This is a genomic window from Streptomyces sp. TBY4 (assembly GCF_024213195.1).
In the GTDB taxonomy this organism is placed as follows: Bacteria; Actinomycetota; Actinomycetes; order Streptomycetales; family Streptomycetaceae; genus Streptomyces.
In genome coordinates this window covers 400,055-417,779 of sequence record NZ_JANAVF010000002.1, presented here as the reverse complement: position 1 = coordinate 417,779, position 17,725 = coordinate 400,055, and the positions used below count along the sequence as shown (strand labels likewise).

Annotated in this window: 12 protein-coding genes and 1 pseudogene; 10 read left to right on the top strand and 3 right to left on the bottom strand. The window is 74.0% G+C overall.

Features of this window, described 5'->3' with window-relative positions; translation table 11 throughout:
* The first annotated feature begins 216 nt into the window (after nt 1-216).
* Nucleotides 217-1,206 carry a hypothetical protein gene (locus NLX94_RS06195; protein WP_254381573.1) on the top strand — a complete coding sequence of 330 codons (990 nt, stop codon included), beginning with the start codon at nt 217-219 and terminating at the stop codon, nt 1,204-1,206.
* A 48-nt stretch (nt 1,207-1,254) separates the two neighbouring features.
* Here the strand turns inward: NLX94_RS06195 and NLX94_RS06190 are convergent, their stop codons facing one another.
* Nucleotides 1,255-1,791: an SRPBCC family protein gene (locus NLX94_RS06190; protein WP_254381572.1), complete on the bottom strand. Its 537-nt coding sequence runs from the start codon at nt 1,789-1,791 to the stop codon at nt 1,255-1,257.
* 54 nt (nt 1,792-1,845) lie between these two features.
* Nucleotides 1,846-2,925, bottom strand: a complete 1,080-nt coding sequence (locus tag NLX94_RS06185) for an NUDIX domain-containing protein (RefSeq protein ID WP_254381571.1) — start codon at nt 2,923-2,925, stop codon at nt 1,846-1,848.
* Nucleotides 2,926-3,221: 296 nt separating this feature from the next.
* On the opposite strand from NLX94_RS06185, the gene NLX94_RS06180 reads away from it, so the two are divergent.
* The 7 genes from NLX94_RS06180 to NLX94_RS06150 all read left to right on the top strand — a co-directional run bounded on the left by NLX94_RS06180 (nt 3,222) and on the right by NLX94_RS06150 (nt 14,932).
* Nucleotides 3,222-4,964, top strand: a complete 1,743-nt coding sequence (locus NLX94_RS06180; protein ID WP_254381570.1) for a VanW family protein — start codon at nt 3,222-3,224, stop codon at nt 4,962-4,964.
* A gap of 105 nt (nt 4,965-5,069) precedes the next feature.
* Complete coding sequence (locus NLX94_RS06175; RefSeq protein WP_254381569.1) at nt 5,070-5,624, top strand: hypothetical protein; 555 nt, start codon at nt 5,070-5,072, stop codon at nt 5,622-5,624.
* Between the two features lie 123 nt (nt 5,625-5,747).
* Complete coding sequence (locus NLX94_RS06170; protein ID WP_254381568.1) at nt 5,748-6,413, top strand: NAD(P)-dependent oxidoreductase; 666 nt, start codon at nt 5,748-5,750, stop codon at nt 6,411-6,413.
* 102 nt (nt 6,414-6,515) lie between these two features.
* A complete protein-coding gene (locus NLX94_RS06165; RefSeq protein WP_254381567.1) occupies nt 6,516-8,336 on the top strand; it encodes an RNA ligase family protein in 1,821 nt (606 codons plus the stop codon).
* On the top strand, nt 8,336-11,194 hold the full coding sequence (locus NLX94_RS06160) for a poly(A) polymerase (protein WP_254381566.1): 2,859 nt from the start codon (nt 8,336-8,338) through the stop codon (nt 11,192-11,194). The genes NLX94_RS06165 and NLX94_RS06160 overlap by 1 nt, the downstream gene beginning before the upstream one ends.
* A gap of 326 nt (nt 11,195-11,520) precedes the next feature.
* A complete protein-coding gene (locus NLX94_RS06155; protein ID WP_254381565.1) occupies nt 11,521-13,731 on the top strand; it encodes a discoidin domain-containing protein in 2,211 nt (736 codons plus the stop codon).
* A 127-nt stretch (nt 13,732-13,858) separates the two neighbouring features.
* Nucleotides 13,859-14,932 carry a DUF1996 domain-containing protein gene (locus NLX94_RS06150; protein ID WP_254381564.1) on the top strand — a complete coding sequence of 358 codons (1,074 nt, stop codon included), beginning with the start codon at nt 13,859-13,861 and terminating at the stop codon, nt 14,930-14,932.
* 64 nt (nt 14,933-14,996) lie between these two features.
* On the opposite strand, the gene NLX94_RS06145 is transcribed toward NLX94_RS06150, so the two are convergent.
* Nucleotides 14,997-15,914 (bottom strand): NADP-dependent oxidoreductase, encoded by a 918-nt coding sequence (locus tag NLX94_RS06145; protein WP_254381871.1) that lies wholly within the window; start codon nt 15,912-15,914, stop codon nt 14,997-14,999.
* Nucleotides 15,915-16,102: 188 nt separating this feature from the next.
* Here NLX94_RS06145 and NLX94_RS06140 point away from each other — a divergent pair, with 188 nt between their 5' ends.
* Both NLX94_RS06140 and NLX94_RS06135 read left to right on the top strand, forming a co-directional pair.
* Nucleotides 16,103-17,413, top strand: a complete 1,311-nt coding sequence (locus NLX94_RS06140; RefSeq protein WP_254381563.1) for an ROK family transcriptional regulator — start codon at nt 16,103-16,105, stop codon at nt 17,411-17,413.
* A gap of 60 nt (nt 17,414-17,473) precedes the next feature.
* Nucleotides 17,474-17,713, top strand: a pseudogene (locus NLX94_RS06135) (putative immunity protein); the annotation flags it as partial.
* Between the last annotated feature and the right edge of the window lie 12 nt (nt 17,714-17,725).

Genomic DNA, 17,725 nt, shown 5'->3' with positions numbered 1-17,725 from the left:
GCGGCCATTCCACACGACACCGGTGAACGAGAGGTTGTCAGGGTGGCATCAAGGACGCGGCGCCGTCGCCAGGGACCCGGCCGCACGGCCATGCACACCTCGGGGCCCCTCGTCCAGGCAGGTCACAGGAACATTACGTGATCATGGGATGTCTTGTGCCACCTGCGCGACCGCCTGTGGGATGGCCGGAACGACGGACGAGGGCGGGGGCCGAGCATGTCGGATCCGGTGGACTACATCGCGCGGCTGCGGACAGAAGCGCGGAACCCGGACCGCGAGGAGGCCTTCCGCGCGGACCGGCGCAGGCGGCGCAGGCGGCGCGCGTCCGTCGGAGCCGCCGCCGCCCTCGCGCTGGCCGGCCTCGCCACCTGGCTGGTGACCAACACCGGGGCGCGGCCCGCTGACGAGCCGTTCGCCGCCGCCGCGCTCGAGGAGCAGCTGTGGCCCGACGCCTGGCCGGCGACGACCAACCTGCCGCTGCGCGGCTCGCCGGCCCGCGGCTGGGCGACCGGCGCGCAGGAGCTCCCGCTGCCCGCTCCCGCGGCGGTCGGCTCCCTGTCCCGGCAGCAGGTCGCGGAGGGGCTGAGCCGGGCACGGGAATTCGTGGTCGCGGCCAATCTGGATCCGGAGGTGCTCCGGGGCGGACATCCCGCCCGGGCCCTGGAGCTGCTCGATCCGCAGCAGCCCGCACGGGACCGGCTGGCGGAGCACCTGCGCGCCCCCGGCCTCCCGGACGGCGACCCCACCGAGATGTTCACGCGCTTCAACCCCGCCGAGCTCACCGTGGCCGAGGAGGGCGTCCGGGTGCGCGGCGCGATGTCCTTCGAACCCGGCGGGGTCCCCGGACAGCTGCGGATCAACGCCGACTACACCTTCGTCTACGCCCTGCAGCGCGCGGCGCCGGCCTCCGAGCCGGGGCCGGCGCCCGACACGGAGGAGGTGGCACGGGTCGTCGTCCGCAGACAGCTGGTCCTGCTCTACGCTCCGGCCGGGTCCTCCGGGGTGACGGCCGGGAAGCTGGTCCCGGCCGACTACCGCCGGCAGCTCGGCAACCACGACTGCGGCACGGTCGACGGCTTCGTCCACCCCTACTTCTCGAAGGAGGCGAAGGCCGCCGACCGGCCGTGGCCAGTGGTCGACCCGTACGACGAGACCACCGACATCCCCGCCGGCCCGCTGCGCTGCATCGTCCCCTCCCGTACCTGACCGGACCCGGTCGGGCCCGGCGGGACCCGGCGGGCCCCGGCGGCCGCTTCAGGCCCGCCGGTCGTGGGCCTCGTAGCCGCCGGAACCCTGTTCGTTCGCGTGCCCCTCCTCCGGGAGCGGGGCGCCTGTCTCCAGCAGGGTCTTGAGACTGGACGCGAGCATCGGCCAGGCCCGCCCGCACATGCCGATGAGGGTGCCGCCCGGTTCGAAGCCCTCGTGGAGGATGGTCAGCCGGGCGAGCGTGTCACCGACCGGCTCGATCTCGTACGTCACCTTCGTGCGCCGCTCGCGGGCCAGCTCGGCGCGCAGCTCCTCGCCGATGCCCGCCGAGGCGGCCCACTGCGGTGTGAAGGTGTGCCAGGTGTAGGAGAGCAGCCGGTTCGGTACGCATTCCAGCACCACCTGCTCCGGATCGCTGGTCCGCGCCCCGCGCTCCACCCAGTCCATCGTCGAGCCCACGCGCCAGTCGGTCTCGAAGTCGAGCCCCCAGTAGCGGCGGGTGAACGCGGGCTCGGTCAGGGCCTGCCACACCCGCTCGGGGTCGGCCTGGACGTAGACGGTGTAGGTGATCGCAGTCTCGCTCATCCCCTCATGCTGCGGGACCGGGGCCCGCCGGGCGGGGATTGAGCCGTTCCGCGCTCACCAGTGGCAGCCCTCGGCAGGGAGTTCCACGGGTGGGGTGCGGGGCGGCGCGGGGAGGGCGAGCAGGGCGCGGGCGGCGTGGACGGCGGCGAGTTCCTCGTGGCCGGCCGGGCCCCAGTCGCTGAGCTCGCGGACCTGTTCGGGGGTGGCCAGCAGCCGGGCGTACGCCGGGTCCTGGCCCGGGGGCAGCGCCGTGAGCCGGGCCGCGGTGCGCGGATGGGCGCCCTGGTCGGCGTACCGGTACCCGAGCGCGAGCGCGCCCGTGGTGCGGCCCGCCGTCGGGGGCGGCAGGTGGGCGGCGCCGGTGGCGCGGGCGATGAGCAGCAGGACGCGCCCGTCGGGGGCGAAGAGCCAGCCGGCGGGGTCGTGCGGCGTCAGGTGCGCGGGCGCGGGACCGGAGTGCCAGGTGCCGTGCAGCGGGACGCGGCGGCCGCGCAGGACACCGAGCCGGTCCAGGGCGGTGGGGCTGGTGGGGCGGCCGTCCTCCAGCAGGGCGGCGCCGCCGCCGTTGATCCGGGCCCGCAGCGCGGACAGGGCGCGGCGGGCGTCGCCCGCGTCCATCAGGGCGGGCAGGTCGGCCGGCTCGGCGAAGTGGATGCCGGTGATCTCCTGTGCGGGGAGGCGGACGGAGTCGATGCGCTCCCGGGCCCAGGTGCCGCCGTCGAAGACGTGCAGGATCTCGCCGGGGAACCCCATCCCGGACGGCATGCCGGGCGCGTCGGCCGGGATCCAGTCGACGGCGAGGCCGCGCGGGTAGCGGTCCTCGACGCCGAGCTCCTCGTACATCTCGCGGGCGGCCGCCGCGGCCGGTGCCTCGCCGGCGTCCACGGCGCCGCCGGGCAGGAGGCGGTCGGGCCGGTAGTCGACGCTCTGGACGAGGACCCGCCCGTCGGCATCGGTGACGAGCACGACGGCGCCCGTCCAGAGGGTGGCGCGGGAGGCCCCGTACTCCTCGGGGGTCATCCACGTGCCCGGGCGCGGAGGCGGGTCCTGGGGCGGGGACGCGGCCTGGGGCGGGTCCTGGCGCGGGGCGGCGCCCGTGTCCTGCGTCACGTCCTCGTCGGTCAGCTGCGGCATCGGACTCCATTCACCGTAGGGGCACCGCGCGGGCATCACGGGCGCCGCGCGGCCCCGTCGTCCGGGCCGGGCGCGGCCATCGCGCGGGCCCCGCCGGGGCGTTCCGCACGGGTGGGCCCGCGGGCTGTGCAACAGCGCGGGCGGTCGCCTGGTTACGGAGATCCACTCGTTCCTCTTTGCCACCCCTATACCTCCTTATTACCTGGTTACACGGATCTTGCTACGTTCCCGGGGCGGACTGGCGGCATGAAAACCGCCGGTCCGACCACGTCACCGGCCCGAGGAGGAACCCACCCATGCGACGCGCACCCCGTACGGGCACCCCGTCGGCCCCCGGCAAACGGTGGACCGTCCCGGGTGTGGCCAGCGTGGCCGGCGGCGTCGCGGTCCTCGGCTTCGGCGGGCTGTACGCCGCGGGCCTGCTGCTGGCGGGCGACGACATAGCCGCCGGCACGAAGGTGCGCGGTGTCGACATAGGCGGGATGAGCCGGGCCGAGGCCCGGCAGACCCTGAACCGTGCGCTCGGCCCGTCCGCCGCCTCCCCGCTGGCCCTGCGGATCGGGGAGCGGACCGAGCAGGCGCAGCCGGCGACCCTCGGCCTGTCCCTGGACACCGGCGCCACCGCCGACCGGGCGGCCCGCTCCGGTTCCGACCCCGTCAGTGTGATCGGCCGGCTGTTCTCCTCCGGCGATCCCGACGTGCAGCCCGTGGTCCGGCTCGACGAGAAGGCGGCCCGCTCCGCCCTGGGCGGGATCGGTGCGAAGACGCGGGTGGAGGCCCGGGAGGGCTCGGTCTCCTTCGAGAAGGGCAAGGCCAGGGCGGTGGCCCCGGTCACCGGTACCGACCTCGACGTCGACGGCTCCCTCGGGGTGCTCCGGTCCGCCTGGACCCGGCCCGCCGACGGGCCCGTCGTGCTCCCCGTCCGGAGCACGGAGCCCCGGATCGGGCAGCAGGAGACGGAGCGGGCGCTGAAGGAGTTCGCCGAACCCGCGGTGTCGGCCCCGGTGACCCTGACCGTGGCGGGCAAGCGCATACCCGTCGGCCCGGCCGTCCTCGCCAAGCACCTCACCCTCAAGGACGACGGCCAGGGCCGCCTCGCGCCCGGCCTCGACGCCAAGGCCCTGCTCGCCGACCCGGAGCTGGCCGGCCTGCTGCGGCAGGCAACGCCCGGCCCTGTCGAGGCGAAGCTGCGTACGGACTCCGCCGGCGCGGTCTCCGTCACCGAGGAGGGCCGGGCCGGACGCCGGGTCGCCGAGGAGGGCCTGTCCGCCGCCGTGCTGCCGCTGCTGACGCGGGCGGGCGCGGCGGAGCGCACGGGCGAGGTCCCGACCGAGGAGGTCCAGCCGAAGCTGACGGCCAACACCGTCGGGCAGCTGGGCATCAAGGAGGAGGTGTCCTCCTTCACCGTCGACTTCGAGAAGGCCCCGTACCGCACGACGAACATCGGGCGGGCCGCGGAGCTGATCAACGGCTCGCTCGTGCTGCCCGACGAGACGTGGAGCTTCAACCGCCGCGTCGGCGAGCGCACGAAGGAGAACGGTTTCGTCGACGGCCTGATCATCAACAACGGCCAGTACGAGAAGGCCTCGGGCGGCGGCGTGTCGGCGGTGGCCACCACGGTCTTCAACGCGATGTTCTTCTCCGGGATCAAGCCCGTCGAGTACGGGGCGCACTCCTTCTACATCGAGCGCTATCCGGAGGGCCGCGAGGCCACCGTGGCGTGGGGCAGCCTCGACCTGCGCTTCGCCAACGACTCGGGCAAGGCCCTCTACATCCAGGCGGAGGCGACCGACACCTCCATCACCATCACCTTCCTGGGAACGAAGCAGTACGACGAGATCCGCGCGGTCAAGGGCCCGCGGACGAACGTCAAGCCGCCCGCCACCCGCACGGACACCGGCCCCAAGTGCGAACCGCAGTCCCCGCTGGAGGGCTTCGACGTCGCCGTCGACCGGGTGTTCGTGAAGGGCGGGCAGGAGGTCAAGCGCGAGACGATGAAGACCCGTTACACGCCGAGGGACAGCGTGACCTGCGGCTGAGGCCTCCCGTCGAGGGATCCGGACCACCCGTGCGGGTGAGCGCGTGCGGGGGCGGCGGCCTTCGTCGGGCAGGGTGGGCGGATGGAGTCGCGCCGGGGACCTCGGGTGCCCCTGATCATCTTCGCGCTGGCCTTGGCGGCCGGGTGTGTGACCGGATGTGTGACCGTGGGCCCGCCCGGGCCGGGGGCCGGAGCACGGTCGGCGGCTACGGAGCCGCCGACCGGCGGGCGGCAGGGCGTACGGCCCGGCGCGCTGACCGAGGTACGGACCGAACTGCCGCCGGAGCTGCCGACGGGCCTGCCGGGAGCGGCGGGCGAGGTCGGCGAGGCCTGGCCGCTGGGCACGCTGCCCGAGGTCGCGCAGGATGCCGGTCCGGTGCCGGGGGGTGCCTCGGCTCCCGTGCCGCCGGCCGCGGTCGCACCGCCGGCTGCGCCCGCCGCCCGGGCGCGGAGCCGGGTGAAGGCCGCCGCGCCGCGGCACCGGCCGGAGCGGCCCCGGCGGGCCGCGCCGAAGAAGCCGAAGAAGCCGAAGAAGCCGGCGGCGCCCGCCGCGAAGTCCCGTGGCACCCGGCCCGCGCCGAACCGTACGTACGACATGGCGCCGCTGTGCGCGGCGGCCCGGGGCAGGGTGGACCCGGCCATCGTCGCGCTGTGCCGCTGACCGCGTGGTGCTCTGCGTCGCCCTGACCGCGTGGCGCTGCCGGGTGCGGGCGGCGGGATTCGCTTGGATGGGCGCGGCGGACCCCGACCGGGGCCCCTCCAGCCCCCACCTCCAGGAGTGGCCATGGCGAAGATCGCCCTCTTCGGCGCGACCGGCACCATCGGATCCCGGGTGATGCACGAAGCACTCGGACGCGGACACGAGGTCACGGCCGTCGTACGCGATCCCGCGCACTTCGCCGAGTCCGAAGCCAGCTCCGCCGACGTCACCGTCGTCCGCGGCGACGTCCTCGACCCCGCCTCCGTGGGCCGGGCGGCGGCCGGCCAGGACGTGGTGGTCAGCGCGTACGGTCCGGGCTCCGGGGACCCCGGCACCCTCGTCGGCGCGGCGAAGGCCCTGATCGGCGGCGTGCAGTCCCTCGGTGAGGACGGGCCTCGGCCGCGCGTGGTCACCGTCGGCGGGGCGGGCTCCCTGCGCACCCCCGGCGGACCGAAGGTCTGGGACCAGGCGGGGATCCCGGCGCCGGTGCTCGCCGTCATGCACGCCCACGGGGACGCCCTCGACTTCCTGCGGACCGTCCCGGTGGACGAGGTCCACTGGACCAGCCTCAGTCCGGCCGCCACCATCGAACCCGGCTCGCGGACGGGCACGTACCGGCTGGGGCTCGACGACCTGGTCGTGGACGACGACGGCAACAGCCTGATCTCCACGGAGGACTTCGCGGTCGCGCTGCTGGACGAGATCGAGCGCGACGCGCACGGGGGCAAGCGGTTCACCGTCGGGTACTGACCCCCTCCCCGCCCCTCCCCGCTCGCCGATAATCGCTGGTCCGGGCGGGTTCCGCCTCCCTAGAGTGGCCGGGCCCCAGTCCCGGCCCGCAGGGAGCGGATCATGCGCACGCACTACCCCCGGACCCCGCACCTGCCCTGGTCACCGGGTGCGACGTCCGACGACGTGCGCACGACCGGGCCCGGCATGCTTTCCGGTTTCGCCGGGCGCGAGGTGGTGGTCACCGAGAAGCTCGACGGCGAGAACACCACCCTGTACTCCGACGGTCTGCACGCGCGGTCGCTCGATTCGGGGCACCATCCCTCGCGCGCCTGGGTGAAGGGCCTGCAGAGCCGTATCGGCCCTGGAATCCCCGCCGGCCGGCGGGTGTGCGGGGAGAACCTCTACGCCCGGCACTCGCTCGCGTACGAGGAACTCGACGCCTGGTTCTACGGGTTCTCGGTGTGGGACGGCGACCACTGCCTGGACTGGGACCGTACGGTGCGCTTCCTGCACGGTCTCGGGGTCCCGGTACCGCGCGTCCTGTGGCGCGGGGTCTTCGACGAGCGGGCCCTGCGGCGACTCCGGCTCGACACGGAGCGGCAGGAGGGGTACGTCGTGCGCACGGCGGCCGGCTTCGAGCGGGCCGACTTCGGGCGGTGCGTGGCCAAATGGGTGCGGGGCGGGCACGTGCGGACGGACACGCACTGGATGTACGCCCCGGTGGTGCCGAACGGACTCGGTCCGGCGGCCGCCCTGTGGGACGCCCGGTCCGGCGGGGATCCGGATGCGGCCGGGCTGCTCCGCGCGGTGGGGGCGGACACGGTCGTCGAGGCGGCTGGAATCGAGGGACCGGTCGCCGAAGTGGCGGACCACATCGACGGCCTGAGCGTGCGCCGGTCCGGCGAGGAGCGGTTGTCCGGACTCCTGGCGGCGGCCCTGCACGGCGTACCGCGAGCCGCGCTCGTGTCACGGCTGGCCGCCGGACCGCTCGGGATGGCCACCGCACGCCGGGTCGCGGACCTGGCCGGGCTCCATCCGGTGCTGCGCAGGCCCTTCCCGTACCCGGACGCCGAACGGCGGGCGGGGCTCGTACGGATGGCGGAGGCGGCCGACCTGGGAGTGCTGCACGCGCTGGCGGGAGCACTCGGCGGGGACGGGGAGCGGGACGGCGGGGCCCGCGAGTGCGTCGAGTGGTCCGCGCTGCACGCCGAGGAGGCGGGGCTGATGGGGCCGGCGCCGCTGGAGCCGCTGCGGGCGGGGCTCCGAGCCGCCCTCGCCGAGGCCGGCATGGGCGACGGCAGCGACGGTGACAGCGACAGCCTTGATGCCGCCGACCGCTGCTGGGCCGAAGCCCGCCTCGCCTACGGCCAGGGCAAACTGACCGGCCCCGAAGAAGCCGTCGCGGCGACCTGGCGGTGGCGGGACGGCACTTCCTTCCCCCGGCTGGTGCAGCTCTGCGGCCCCTCGGGCAGCGGAAAGAGCACCTACGTCCGGAACCTGCCCGGGGTGGAGGCCTGCATCAGCCTCGACGACCTGCGCGGCGCCCGGGGTTCGCGCGCGGATCAGCGGGACAACGCGGACGTGCTCCGCGAGGGCCTCGACCGGCTGGACTCCGCACTCGCCTCGGCCGCGCGGCGCGGGGGCACGGTGGTGTGGGACGCCACCTCCCTGACCGCCCAGCAGCGCGGGCTGGCCGGCGCGGTCGCCCGGCGGCGGGACGCGCTGGTCACCCACGCCGTGCTGCTGGTCGAGGAGGCGGAGCTGATCCGCCGCAACTCCACGCGCGCGCACCCGGTGCCGGAGACCGTGCTCACCTCGCAGCTGCGCCGGTTCGCTCCGCCGTACCCCGGCGAGGCGCACCGTACGTGGTACATCGGGGCGGACGGAACCGTCGGGGACACGGCGGGCACGATCGGCGCGACGAGCCGCGAGGAGGGCTGATGCGTACCAGCGAGGAGCTCTACCACCAGGTCCGCTGGGACCCCCGCTTCGATCCCGCCCGGTTCACGCTGGGACTGCTGCAGCGCGGAGCCGCGCCCAAGCGGGTGTCCCTCCCGTCCTTCGTCCCCGGGGGCGACATCCCCTGGCACCGGGTGCTGTTCGTGGAGGCCGACGGCGAGCTGGTGTGGGACCGGGCGACGGGTGTCGACACCATCGACACCACCTCGGCGGGACGCGTCCGCGATCCGAGGCTGCTGCGGGCGCCGTTCTTCACCGCACGGACCCCGTACGCATGGGACCCGTCCGGCGGCGGCGGGTGGCGGGCCGCACCGGAGGCCGCACTCTGCCCCCAACCCCCTTCCGCCATCCGTTTGTTGACCTGGAACACCCTCTGGGACCGGTACGACGCCCCGCGCATCGCCACCGAGCGGCGCAGGCCGCTCCTGCTGGCCGACCTGGCGGCGGCCGACGCCGATGTGATCGCGCTCCAGGAAGTGGAGCGCGAGCTGCTCCGCATGCTGCTCGCCGAACCGTGGGTCCGGTCCGGGTACACGGTCGCCGCCGACCCGGGCGGCCGGGACGTGACGGAGAGCGGGCTGCTGGTGCTGAGCCGACTGCCGGTGCGGGAGGCCGGAGTTCACGTACTGGGGCCGCACAAGGCGGTCGTCGCGGTGACCGTGGAGACGGCGGGCGGGCCACTGGTGGTCGCGGCCACGCATCTGACGAGTGATCACACCGAGCGGGGCGGGGACCGCCGCACGGCCGAACTGGCGCAGCTCGCGGAAGGGCTGTCCGGGATCGAGGCGGCCGACGTGGCCCTGCTCGGCGACTTCAACGACGGCCGGTCGGGGGCAGACGGTCCGGCCGCGGTGCTGGGACTGCGGGACGTGTGGACCGAGGTGCACGGGCCGGGCGACGGGGCCCCGACCTTCGATCCGGTCGCCAATCCCCTGGCGGCGGTCGGGTCGTTGTCGGGCCGGGCAGCCCGCCTGGACCGCATCCTGCTGCGGTGCACCGGAGTTCGTGTGGCGCAGGCCGCGCTGCGCGGCGACTCACCGGCAGCCGACGGGCTGTTCATCTCCGACCACTACGGGGTCGAAGCCTCCCTGGACTTCGCCCCGGGCGCCGACTCCGGACGCGCGGTCCTGGACGTCCCCGCCACCGCACGGACGGCGGTGGCCTGGCCGGCGCCGCCGGACGAGGCGGTGGAGGCGCTGCGCCGCGCACACGACCCGCAGGCGGAGCGCTGGCCCGCACACGTGAACCTGCTCTTCGGCTTCGTCCCGGAGTCCTCCTTCGAAGCGGCCCTGCCCCTCCTCTCCGAAGCGGCCGCGGAAACAGCCCCGTTCACGGCGCGCCTCGAGGGCGTGGACAGCTTCGGCCCGACCCTGTGGCTGGATCCGGCGGCGGCCGGTGACGCCCCGTGGCAGCAGCTCCGCAACGCCCTGACGGCTCGGTTCCCCGGCTGCCGGGGCCGCGCCGAGGGGTTCACGCCCCACCTCACCCTGGGACGCAGCTCCGACCCCGGCCGCGCGGAACGCGAGTTCGCGGCCCGCCTCGGCGGCGCCCGGTCGGCGCGCGTGGACTCCCTCGCGATCCTGTCCCGCCGCGGCGACGGTCCCATGCGGATCCGCGCCACGGTGGAACTCGGCACGGGCGCAATCCGCTGGAGCCCCGAGCCCGCCCACCCCACGACACCCCGTCGGGCCGCCACGAACTCCGCGCAGGCCGAGGCCGTCGCGGCCCGGATCGCGGTGGCCCTGGCCGAGGGGAGCGTGCATGCGGTCGGGTCGCGCCGGATGGACTGCGCGCTGCCGGGCGCGGATCTGGACCTGGTCGCCGCCCTGCCCGGCGCCGTCGACCTGGCGGGGGTACGGGCTCGGGTCGCGGCGGCCCTGCCCGAGGCGGAGCGGCTCCGTGAGGTTACCGGCGCGCGGGTACCGGGCCTGCGGTTGAGCGTCGCCGGGCTGGACGTGGACCTGGTGGTGGTCGCCACCGGAGCCGTGCCGCCGGAGCGGGCCGTCGCCCGGCGGGGGGAGCTCGGCGAGGCCGCGGCGGTGGCGCTGAGTGCGGTGAGCGACGCCGAGGCGGTACGGGAGTTCGCGGGCCCGGAGCACGCGGCGTTCGCCCGGCTGGCGCGCGAGGTCAAGGCCTGGGCCCGGTCCCGGGGGCTGGACTCCGCGCCCTTCGGCGGCCTGCCCGGACTCGCCTGGTCCGTACTGGCCGCCCGGACGGTCCGCTCCGCCCCCGACCTCTCCCCCGGCCCCCTGCTCCGCACCTTCTTCGCCACCTGGGCCGCCTGGGACTGGCGCACCCCGGTGGGGCTGGACCTGCCGCAGGCCGCGCCGGCGGCCGACCCCGGCAGCCCCGTTTCCGTGCTGACCGTCCTGACACCCACCGCGCCGGTGCGCAGCTGCACCGCTCAAGTCACCTCCGGCATCGCCGACTTGCTGACGCGGGAGCTGTTCGCCACGTGGGAAGCACTGGAGGAGAGTCCCGGGGCGCCCCTCACCACTGTCGCCGGGATCGACGCCATGCCCCCGCACCGCCGGCACGCCGCCTGGGCCGTGGTCACCGTGACCGGCCCCCGGCCCCGCGACTTCGAGGACAACCTGGGCCGCACCCGCGGACGGCTGCGCGCGCTGCTCGGCGCCCTGGCGGAGGCCGGGTGCACGGAGGCCCACGCCTGGCCCCGGCCCTTCGAGCGGACCGCGACCCTGGCCCGCTACGCGATCGGCCTCGGCCCGACGCCGCCGGACGCGAGCACCCTCGAGGCCCACGCCGCACCCTGGTCGGCGACGCTCCCCGGCACCGAGGTGGCCCGGGCGGAGTGCGGTGCCGTCCCCGACCTTCCCTGACGACAAGTAACGAACGCACGGGAGCGCCCAACCACCCTTCGGACCGCATCCTCCGAACAGGACGAAGGTTCCCGGCCAGAGCTCCGCCCCGCCGCAGCGGGCATGGCGGGACGGAGCGGTCAGAGCCTCAGTAGAGTCGTGCAAAGTTTTTTCGTCAATACTTTTCACAAGGATTGAAGAAACTCCAAGTTCACAGGCCTGATGCGTGTTTGACACCTCATTGGATCTTCAGTTCATGAACGCTCAAACCCTTGACGGCCCCGGCGCCGGGCAGTTCACTCACGCTTCGATCCCCCCCGGATCCACAACGTCAGGAGTAGCCCCGCATGCCCCTCCTCTCCGCTCACCCTCCCCACCCCCCGCACCACCCTTCGCGTCAGGGATCCCGTCACCCCTCGCGCCCGTCCCGGTTGACCGTGGCCACGCTCGCCGGAGCGCTCGTCGCGGCCCTCCTCGTGCTCCTGCCGAGCACCGCGGCGACCGCCGCGCCCACGCCCCTCTCCCAGGGCAAGGCCGTCACCGCCTCCTCCATCGAGGGAGCCGGCACCCCCGCCTCCGCGGCCGTCGACGGCAACAACGGGACCCGCTGGTCCAGCCAGTTCTCCGACCCGCAGTGGATACAGGTCGACCTCGGCGCCTCCGCCCAGCTGAGCCAGGTGGTCCTGCGCTGGGAGACCGCCGCCGCGAAGGCGTACCGCGTCGAGCTGTCCACGGACGGCACCAACTGGTCCACGGCCTACTCCGCCGCCAACGCCACCGGTGGCGTCCAGACCCACGACATCACCGGCACCGCCCGCTACGTCCGCGTCTACGGCACCCAGCGCACCACCGGATACGGCTACTCCCTCTGGGAGTTCCAGGTCTACGGCACCGCCGGCGGCGGCCCGACGCTCCCCGGCGGCGGCGACCTCGGCCCCAACGTGATCGTCTTCGATCCGTCGACCCCGAACATCCAGGCCAAGCTGGACGAGGTCTTCACCCAGCAGGAGTCAGCGCAGTTCGGCTCCGGGCGCTACCAGTTCCTCTTCAAGCCGGGCACCTACAACGGCCTCAACGCCCAGATCGGCTTCTACACCTCGATCTCCGGCCTCGGACTGAACCCCGACGACACCACCATCAACGGTGACGTGACCGTGGACGCCGGCTGGTTCGGCGGCAACGCCACCCAGAACTTCTGGCGTTCGGCCGAGAACCTCGCGCTGAACCCGGTCAGCGGCACCAACCGCTGGGCCGTCTCCCAGGCCGCGCCCTTCCGCCGGATGCACATCAAGGGCGGCCTCAACCTCGCCCCGAACGGCTACGGCTGGGCCTCGGGCGGCTACATCGCCGACTCGAAGATCGACGGCCAGGTCGGCAACTACTCGCAGCAGCAGTGGTACACCCGCGACAGCTCCATCGGCGGCTGGTCCAACAGCGTCTGGAACCAGGTCTTCTCCGGCACCCAGGGCGCACCCGCGCAGAGCTTCCCGGAGCCCCGCTACACCACCCTCGACACCACCCCGGTCTCCCGCGAGAAGCCGTTCCTCTACCTCGACGGCTCCGAGTACAAGGTGTTCGTCCCCGCCAAGCGCACCAACGCGCGCGGCACCTCCTGGGGCAACGGGGCGCCGCAGGGCTCCTCGATCCCGCTGAGCCAGTTCTACGTGGTCAAGCCCGGCACCAGCGCCGCGACGATGAACCAGGCACTGGCCCAGGGCCTGCACCTGCTCTTCACCCCGGGCGTCTACCACGTCGACCAGACCATCCAGGTCAACCGCCCGGACACGGTCGTGCTGGGCCTCGGCCTCGCCACCGTCATCCCGGACAACGGGGTGACGGCGATGAAGGTCGCCGACGTCGACGGCGTGAAGCTCGCCGGCTTCCTGATCGACGCGGGCCAGGTCAACTCCCCCACCCTGCTGGAGGTCGGCCCGGCCGGCACCACCACGGACCACGCGGCCAACCCGACCACCGTCCAGGACGTGTTCATCCGCGTCGGCGGCGCCGGCGCCGGCAAGGCCACGGTGGGCATGGTCGTCAACAACCACGACACGATCGTCGACCACACCTGGATCTGGCGCGCCGACCACGGCGACGGAGTGGGCTGGGAGACCAACCGCTCCGACTACGGGTTCCGCGTCAACGGTGACGACGTGCTGGCCACCGGACTGTTCGTCGAGCACTTCAACAAGTACGACGTGGAGTGGAACGGCGAGCGCGGCCGCACGATCTTCTTCCAGAACGAGAAGGCGTACGACGCCCCCAACCAGGCCGCGATCCAGAACGGTTCGATCAAGGGCTACGCCGCCTACAAGGTCGCCGACTCGGTCAATACGCACGAGGGCTGGGGCCTGGGCAGCTACTGCTACTACAACGTCGACCCGACGATCCGTCAGGATCACGGTTTCCAGGTCCCGGTGAAGCCGGGCGTGAAGTTCCACGACCTCCTCGTGGTCTCCCTCGGCGGCAACGGCCAGTACGAGCACGTCATCAACAACACGGGCTCGCCGACCTCCGGCACCTCCACCGTCCCCTCGACCGTCGTCTCCTTCCCCTGATCCACCCCTGACCCCCGGCTCGCGGGGCGGCCACCGGCCGCCCCGCGTTTTCCGGGCCATCCGAGAGAGCGCTCTCCCAACCCGGCGCCCTCTCGCCCCCCCACCTCCCTCTACAAGGAGCTGAACGATGCATCTGCGACCGCGGACCTTGTCCGCATTCCTGGTCTCGGCGGCCATCGCCGTGACGGCCGCCGCCGGCCTGGGCGCCGGCACGCTCACGGCACAGGCCTCGCCGGACTCCGGCGCCGTCCACATGAACATGGACCACTCCGCCGTGGCGGCGGTCGCCGGGGGCGACGACCCCGACGGCGACGGCTACATCCCGGCCGTTCCGCAGGTCACCGGCGTGACCCCGTCCTGGAACAACCCGCCGGACCGGTACTTCCACGAGTTCCAGGCCAACTGCTCGGTCACCAAGACCGCACCGGACGACCCGATCGTGTACGCGGGCCGGCCCGGCGCTTCGCACGACCACACCTTCATGGGCAACACCGGCACGGACGCCAACAGCACCACCGCCTCCCTGAGCGCCGGCGGCACGGCCTGTACCGCGGTCGGCGACCTGTCCGGCTACTGGATGCCAACGCTCTTCAACGGCAACCAGAAGATCCTGCCCACCAGCCCCCAGGTCATCTACTACAAGACCGGGGTCACCGACTACACGAGCGTGCGCCCCTTCCCCAAGGGCCTGCGCTTCCTCGTCGGCAGCCCGACCCAGACCGCCGCGGAGTTCCGCTCGCACAAGGGCTGGGTCGAGGGCTGGGAGTGCGGCGACAGCTTCAAGAACACCGAGTTCCCGGCCAACTGCCCGGCCGGCACCCAGCTCAACATCCGTATGCAGGCGCCCAGTTGCTGGGACGGCAAGAACCTCGACACGCCGGACCACAAGGCCCACATGGCCTACCCGGTCGCGAAGCCGGGCAACAACGACAACGTCTGCCCCACCTCCCACCCGGTCGCCGTCCCGATGGTCGAGTTCAAGATGGCCTTCCCGGTCAGCGGTGACATGTCGCAGGTCAGGCTCTCCAGCGGGTCCGGCCACTCCTTCCACTACGACTTCTTCAACGCGTGGGACGAGCGCACCCTGAACGCCATGGTCGAGCACTGCATCAAGGGCGGGCTGCAGTGCAACAACCGCGGCTACGACCAGTTCCACCCGGAGGCCGGCACCGTGCTGGGCCCCGACGGCCGCCTCCCGTAACCACCCCCGGCCCTGCCGCCCCGGCGCTGACCGCCGGGGTGGCGGGGCCACGACTCCACCTCTGTCAGACCTCCAGGACGATCTTCCCGGCGGTGTGCCCCTCCCGGCTGAGCTCGAAGGCGGCCGGAAGTTCCGCGAGCGGGAAGGTCTCGGCGACGGTGACGGTGAGCTGCCCGGCGTCGGCCAGCCGGCCCAGCTCGGCGAGGTCGGCGCCGACCGGTCGTACCCACATCCACTGGCCCCCGGAGCCCAGGACGGTGTGGTCGGCGATGGAGGCGTGCCGGCCGCCCTCGGCCAGTACAGCCAGGGTCGTGTCGAGGACTCCCCCGACAAAGTCGGCGACGACGGTGACCCCGTCGGGCGCCAGGGCGCGGACCCGGTCGGCGAGCCCGTCCCCGTACTCGACGGGTTCGCAGCCCAGCTCCCGCAGCCGGTCGTGGTTGCGCGCGGAGGCGGTGCCGATGACACGGGCCCCGAGCGCCCGGGCGATCTGCACGCCCAGGGAGCCGACGCCGCCCGCGGCCCCGTGCACGAGTACGGTGTCCTCCTTGCCGGTGTCCAGGCGCGTCAGCAGCTGGTAGGCGGTGAGGCCGGCCAGCGGCAGCCCCGCGGCCTGCTGCCAGGTCAGGGAGACGGGCTTGGGCGCGAGGGCCCGTACGGGCACGGTGACGAACTCGGCAAAGGTGCCGCCGTGGACGTAGTCCTTGCGGGCATAGGCGACGACCTCGTCGCCCGCGGTGAACTCGGGGGTGTCGATGCCCGCGTACTCGACCGTGCCGGCCACGTCCCAGCCCGGGACGACGGGGTACACGACGTCCATGAGGCCGTCGAGGCCGCCCGCCATGATCTTCCAGTCGACGGGGTTGACGGAGGCGCAGCGGACCCGGACGAGGACCTCGCTGGGTCCGACCTTGGGCACCGGGATCCGGGTCTCGGAGAGCACCTCCACTCCGCCGTACCTGTCGTACGTCATCGCCCGCATCGTGCCCTCTTGGTCCTCGGACATACCTTCTCGCCTCTCCGTGAGCCGGTCGCTTGCCCCCGCCCCCATCCCACCACGAGGACCCGCGCCCGCCCGGGGAGGAGCGGCGGGTACGGCGCGGCGGCATCGGGCCCGGACCCCCACCGGCCGGGGTATCTTGCGAGGGAGGTCAGGGCGGAAGGAGCCAGATGGCGGCGGGGCGCGGTGGACGTACGGTGCGGGACCTGCGAACGGGCAACCGCAGCGCCGTGCTGCGGCAGTTGTACTTCGGCGCGCCCATGAGCCGGCAGGAACTGGGACCCGCGACCGGGCTGAGCTCGGGGTCCGTCAGCAACGTGGTCGGTGAACTCGTCGCGGACGGACTGCTGGAAGAGGCCGGCATCGTCGATTCGGACGGCGGCCGCCCGCGTACGCTGCTGCGCGTGGCGCCCGGCAGCGCGCACCTGATCGGCGTCGATGTCGGCGAAACCCGGGTCAGGGTCGAGCTGTTCGACCTGACCTTGACCGAACTGGCGCGCACCGAGCTGCCGTTGAAGCCGCGAGGCTGCTACGACGTCGGCCCGATCGTCGACCACGTACGGAGCGGGATCGCCACCGTCCTGGAGCGGGCCGGGGTCGGCACGGACCGGCTGCTGGGGGTCGGCATCGGTGTCCCCGGCATCGTGGACCGCGACGCGCCCGGCGGGACCGTCGTCCACGGGCAGACCATCGGCTGGGACGCGGTCCCGCTGGAGGCCCTGCTGCGCGCGACGGGAGCCGTACCCCCCGGGGTCCCGTACCTCATCGACAACGGGGCGCGCACGCTCGGCCAGGCGGAGATGTGGTTCGGCGCGGGACGCGGCGCCCGGGACGCGGTGGTCGTGCTCTTCGGCTCCGGCATCGGAGCGAGCCTGATCACCGACGGATCCCCGGACGGGCCCGGCACGGAGGGCGCGCCCCTGGAGTGGGGCCACCTCACGGTGCAGGTGCGCGGGCGGCGCTGCCGCTGCGGGGCGCTGGGCTGCCTGGAGGCGTACACGGGGGCGGAGTCCCTCCTCGCACGGTGGGCGGAACGGGGCGGCGGCGGGGACGCGGTCGCCGGCGGGGACGAGGAGGACGGCGTGGCCGCGCTGCTGGCGGCGGCGGGCAGCGGGGACGCGGTCGCCCGCGAGGTCCTCGACGAGACCGCGGAGTACCTGGGCGCGGGCCTGTCGGACGTGATCAACCTCTTCCGGCCGGAGCGGATCCTGATCGGCGGCTGGGCGGGCCTGATGCTGGGTCCGCACATCCTCCCGGCGGTACGGGAGCACGCGACGCGCTACGCGCTGCGCCATCCGGCCGCCGGGGTCACCATCGACATGGGCTCGCTGGGCCCGGACGCGGTCACGGTGGGCGCGGCCACCCTCCCCCTGGCCGCCTTCTTCACCACGGGCGGCCGGCGCACGCCCCCGGAGCCCGCGGCGGAGGCCCCGGGCTGGCAGACCTCCCTCCGGACCCGCGGCGGTTCGGCACGCGGGTAGAGTGCCGGGGCTGCTGCCGGGAGCCGGCCCCGCCGAAGGAGCGCCTAGCACGTCCTCGGCCTCTTCGAGGCGGTCCGGCCCGAGGACCGGCGGCCGCGTGAGGCGATCGAGCACGCCCGGGCGCGGGTGCGGGGCGAGGTCACGATGACGCAGTCGCGCGCGGCGGGCGGCCACGCGATGGGCGCGGGGCGGCGGGAATGCCTGTGGCAGCGCGAGCAGCTCCCGGAGCCGATCCGCGAACTGGTCCTCGACGACCAGCGGTTGCGCAATTCCATCTGCTGGTGGGCCTTCGACTGCTGAGCGTGCCCGGTC

What these genes read in the sequence shown, in the direction of transcription:
- NLX94_RS06185 (WP_254381571.1), bottom strand. Translation starts at nt 2,925, where the DNA reads ATGCCGCAGCTGACCGACGAGGACGTGACGCAGGACACGGGCGCCGCC.
- NLX94_RS06145 (WP_254381871.1), bottom strand. Translation starts at nt 15,914, where the DNA reads ATGCGGGCGATGACGTACGACAGGTACGGCGGAGTGGAGGTGCTCTCC.
- NLX94_RS06180 (WP_254381570.1), top strand. Translation starts at nt 3,222, where the DNA reads ATGCGACGCGCACCCCGTACGGGCACCCCGTCGGCCCCCGGCAAACGG.
- NLX94_RS06190 (WP_254381572.1), bottom strand. Translation starts at nt 1,791, where the DNA reads ATGAGCGAGACTGCGATCACCTACACCGTCTACGTCCAGGCCGACCCC.
- NLX94_RS06140 (WP_254381563.1), top strand. Translation starts at nt 16,103, where the DNA reads ATGGCGGCGGGGCGCGGTGGACGTACGGTGCGGGACCTGCGAACGGGC.
- NLX94_RS06150 (WP_254381564.1), top strand. Translation starts at nt 13,859, where the DNA reads ATGCATCTGCGACCGCGGACCTTGTCCGCATTCCTGGTCTCGGCGGCC.
- NLX94_RS06195 (WP_254381573.1), top strand. Translation starts at nt 217, where the DNA reads ATGTCGGATCCGGTGGACTACATCGCGCGGCTGCGGACAGAAGCGCGG.
- NLX94_RS06160 (WP_254381566.1), top strand. Translation starts at nt 8,336, where the DNA reads ATGCGTACCAGCGAGGAGCTCTACCACCAGGTCCGCTGGGACCCCCGC.
- NLX94_RS06155 (WP_254381565.1), top strand. Translation starts at nt 11,521, where the DNA reads ATGCCCCTCCTCTCCGCTCACCCTCCCCACCCCCCGCACCACCCTTCG.
- NLX94_RS06170 (WP_254381568.1), top strand. Translation starts at nt 5,748, where the DNA reads ATGGCGAAGATCGCCCTCTTCGGCGCGACCGGCACCATCGGATCCCGG.
- NLX94_RS06165 (WP_254381567.1), top strand. Translation starts at nt 6,516, where the DNA reads ATGCGCACGCACTACCCCCGGACCCCGCACCTGCCCTGGTCACCGGGT.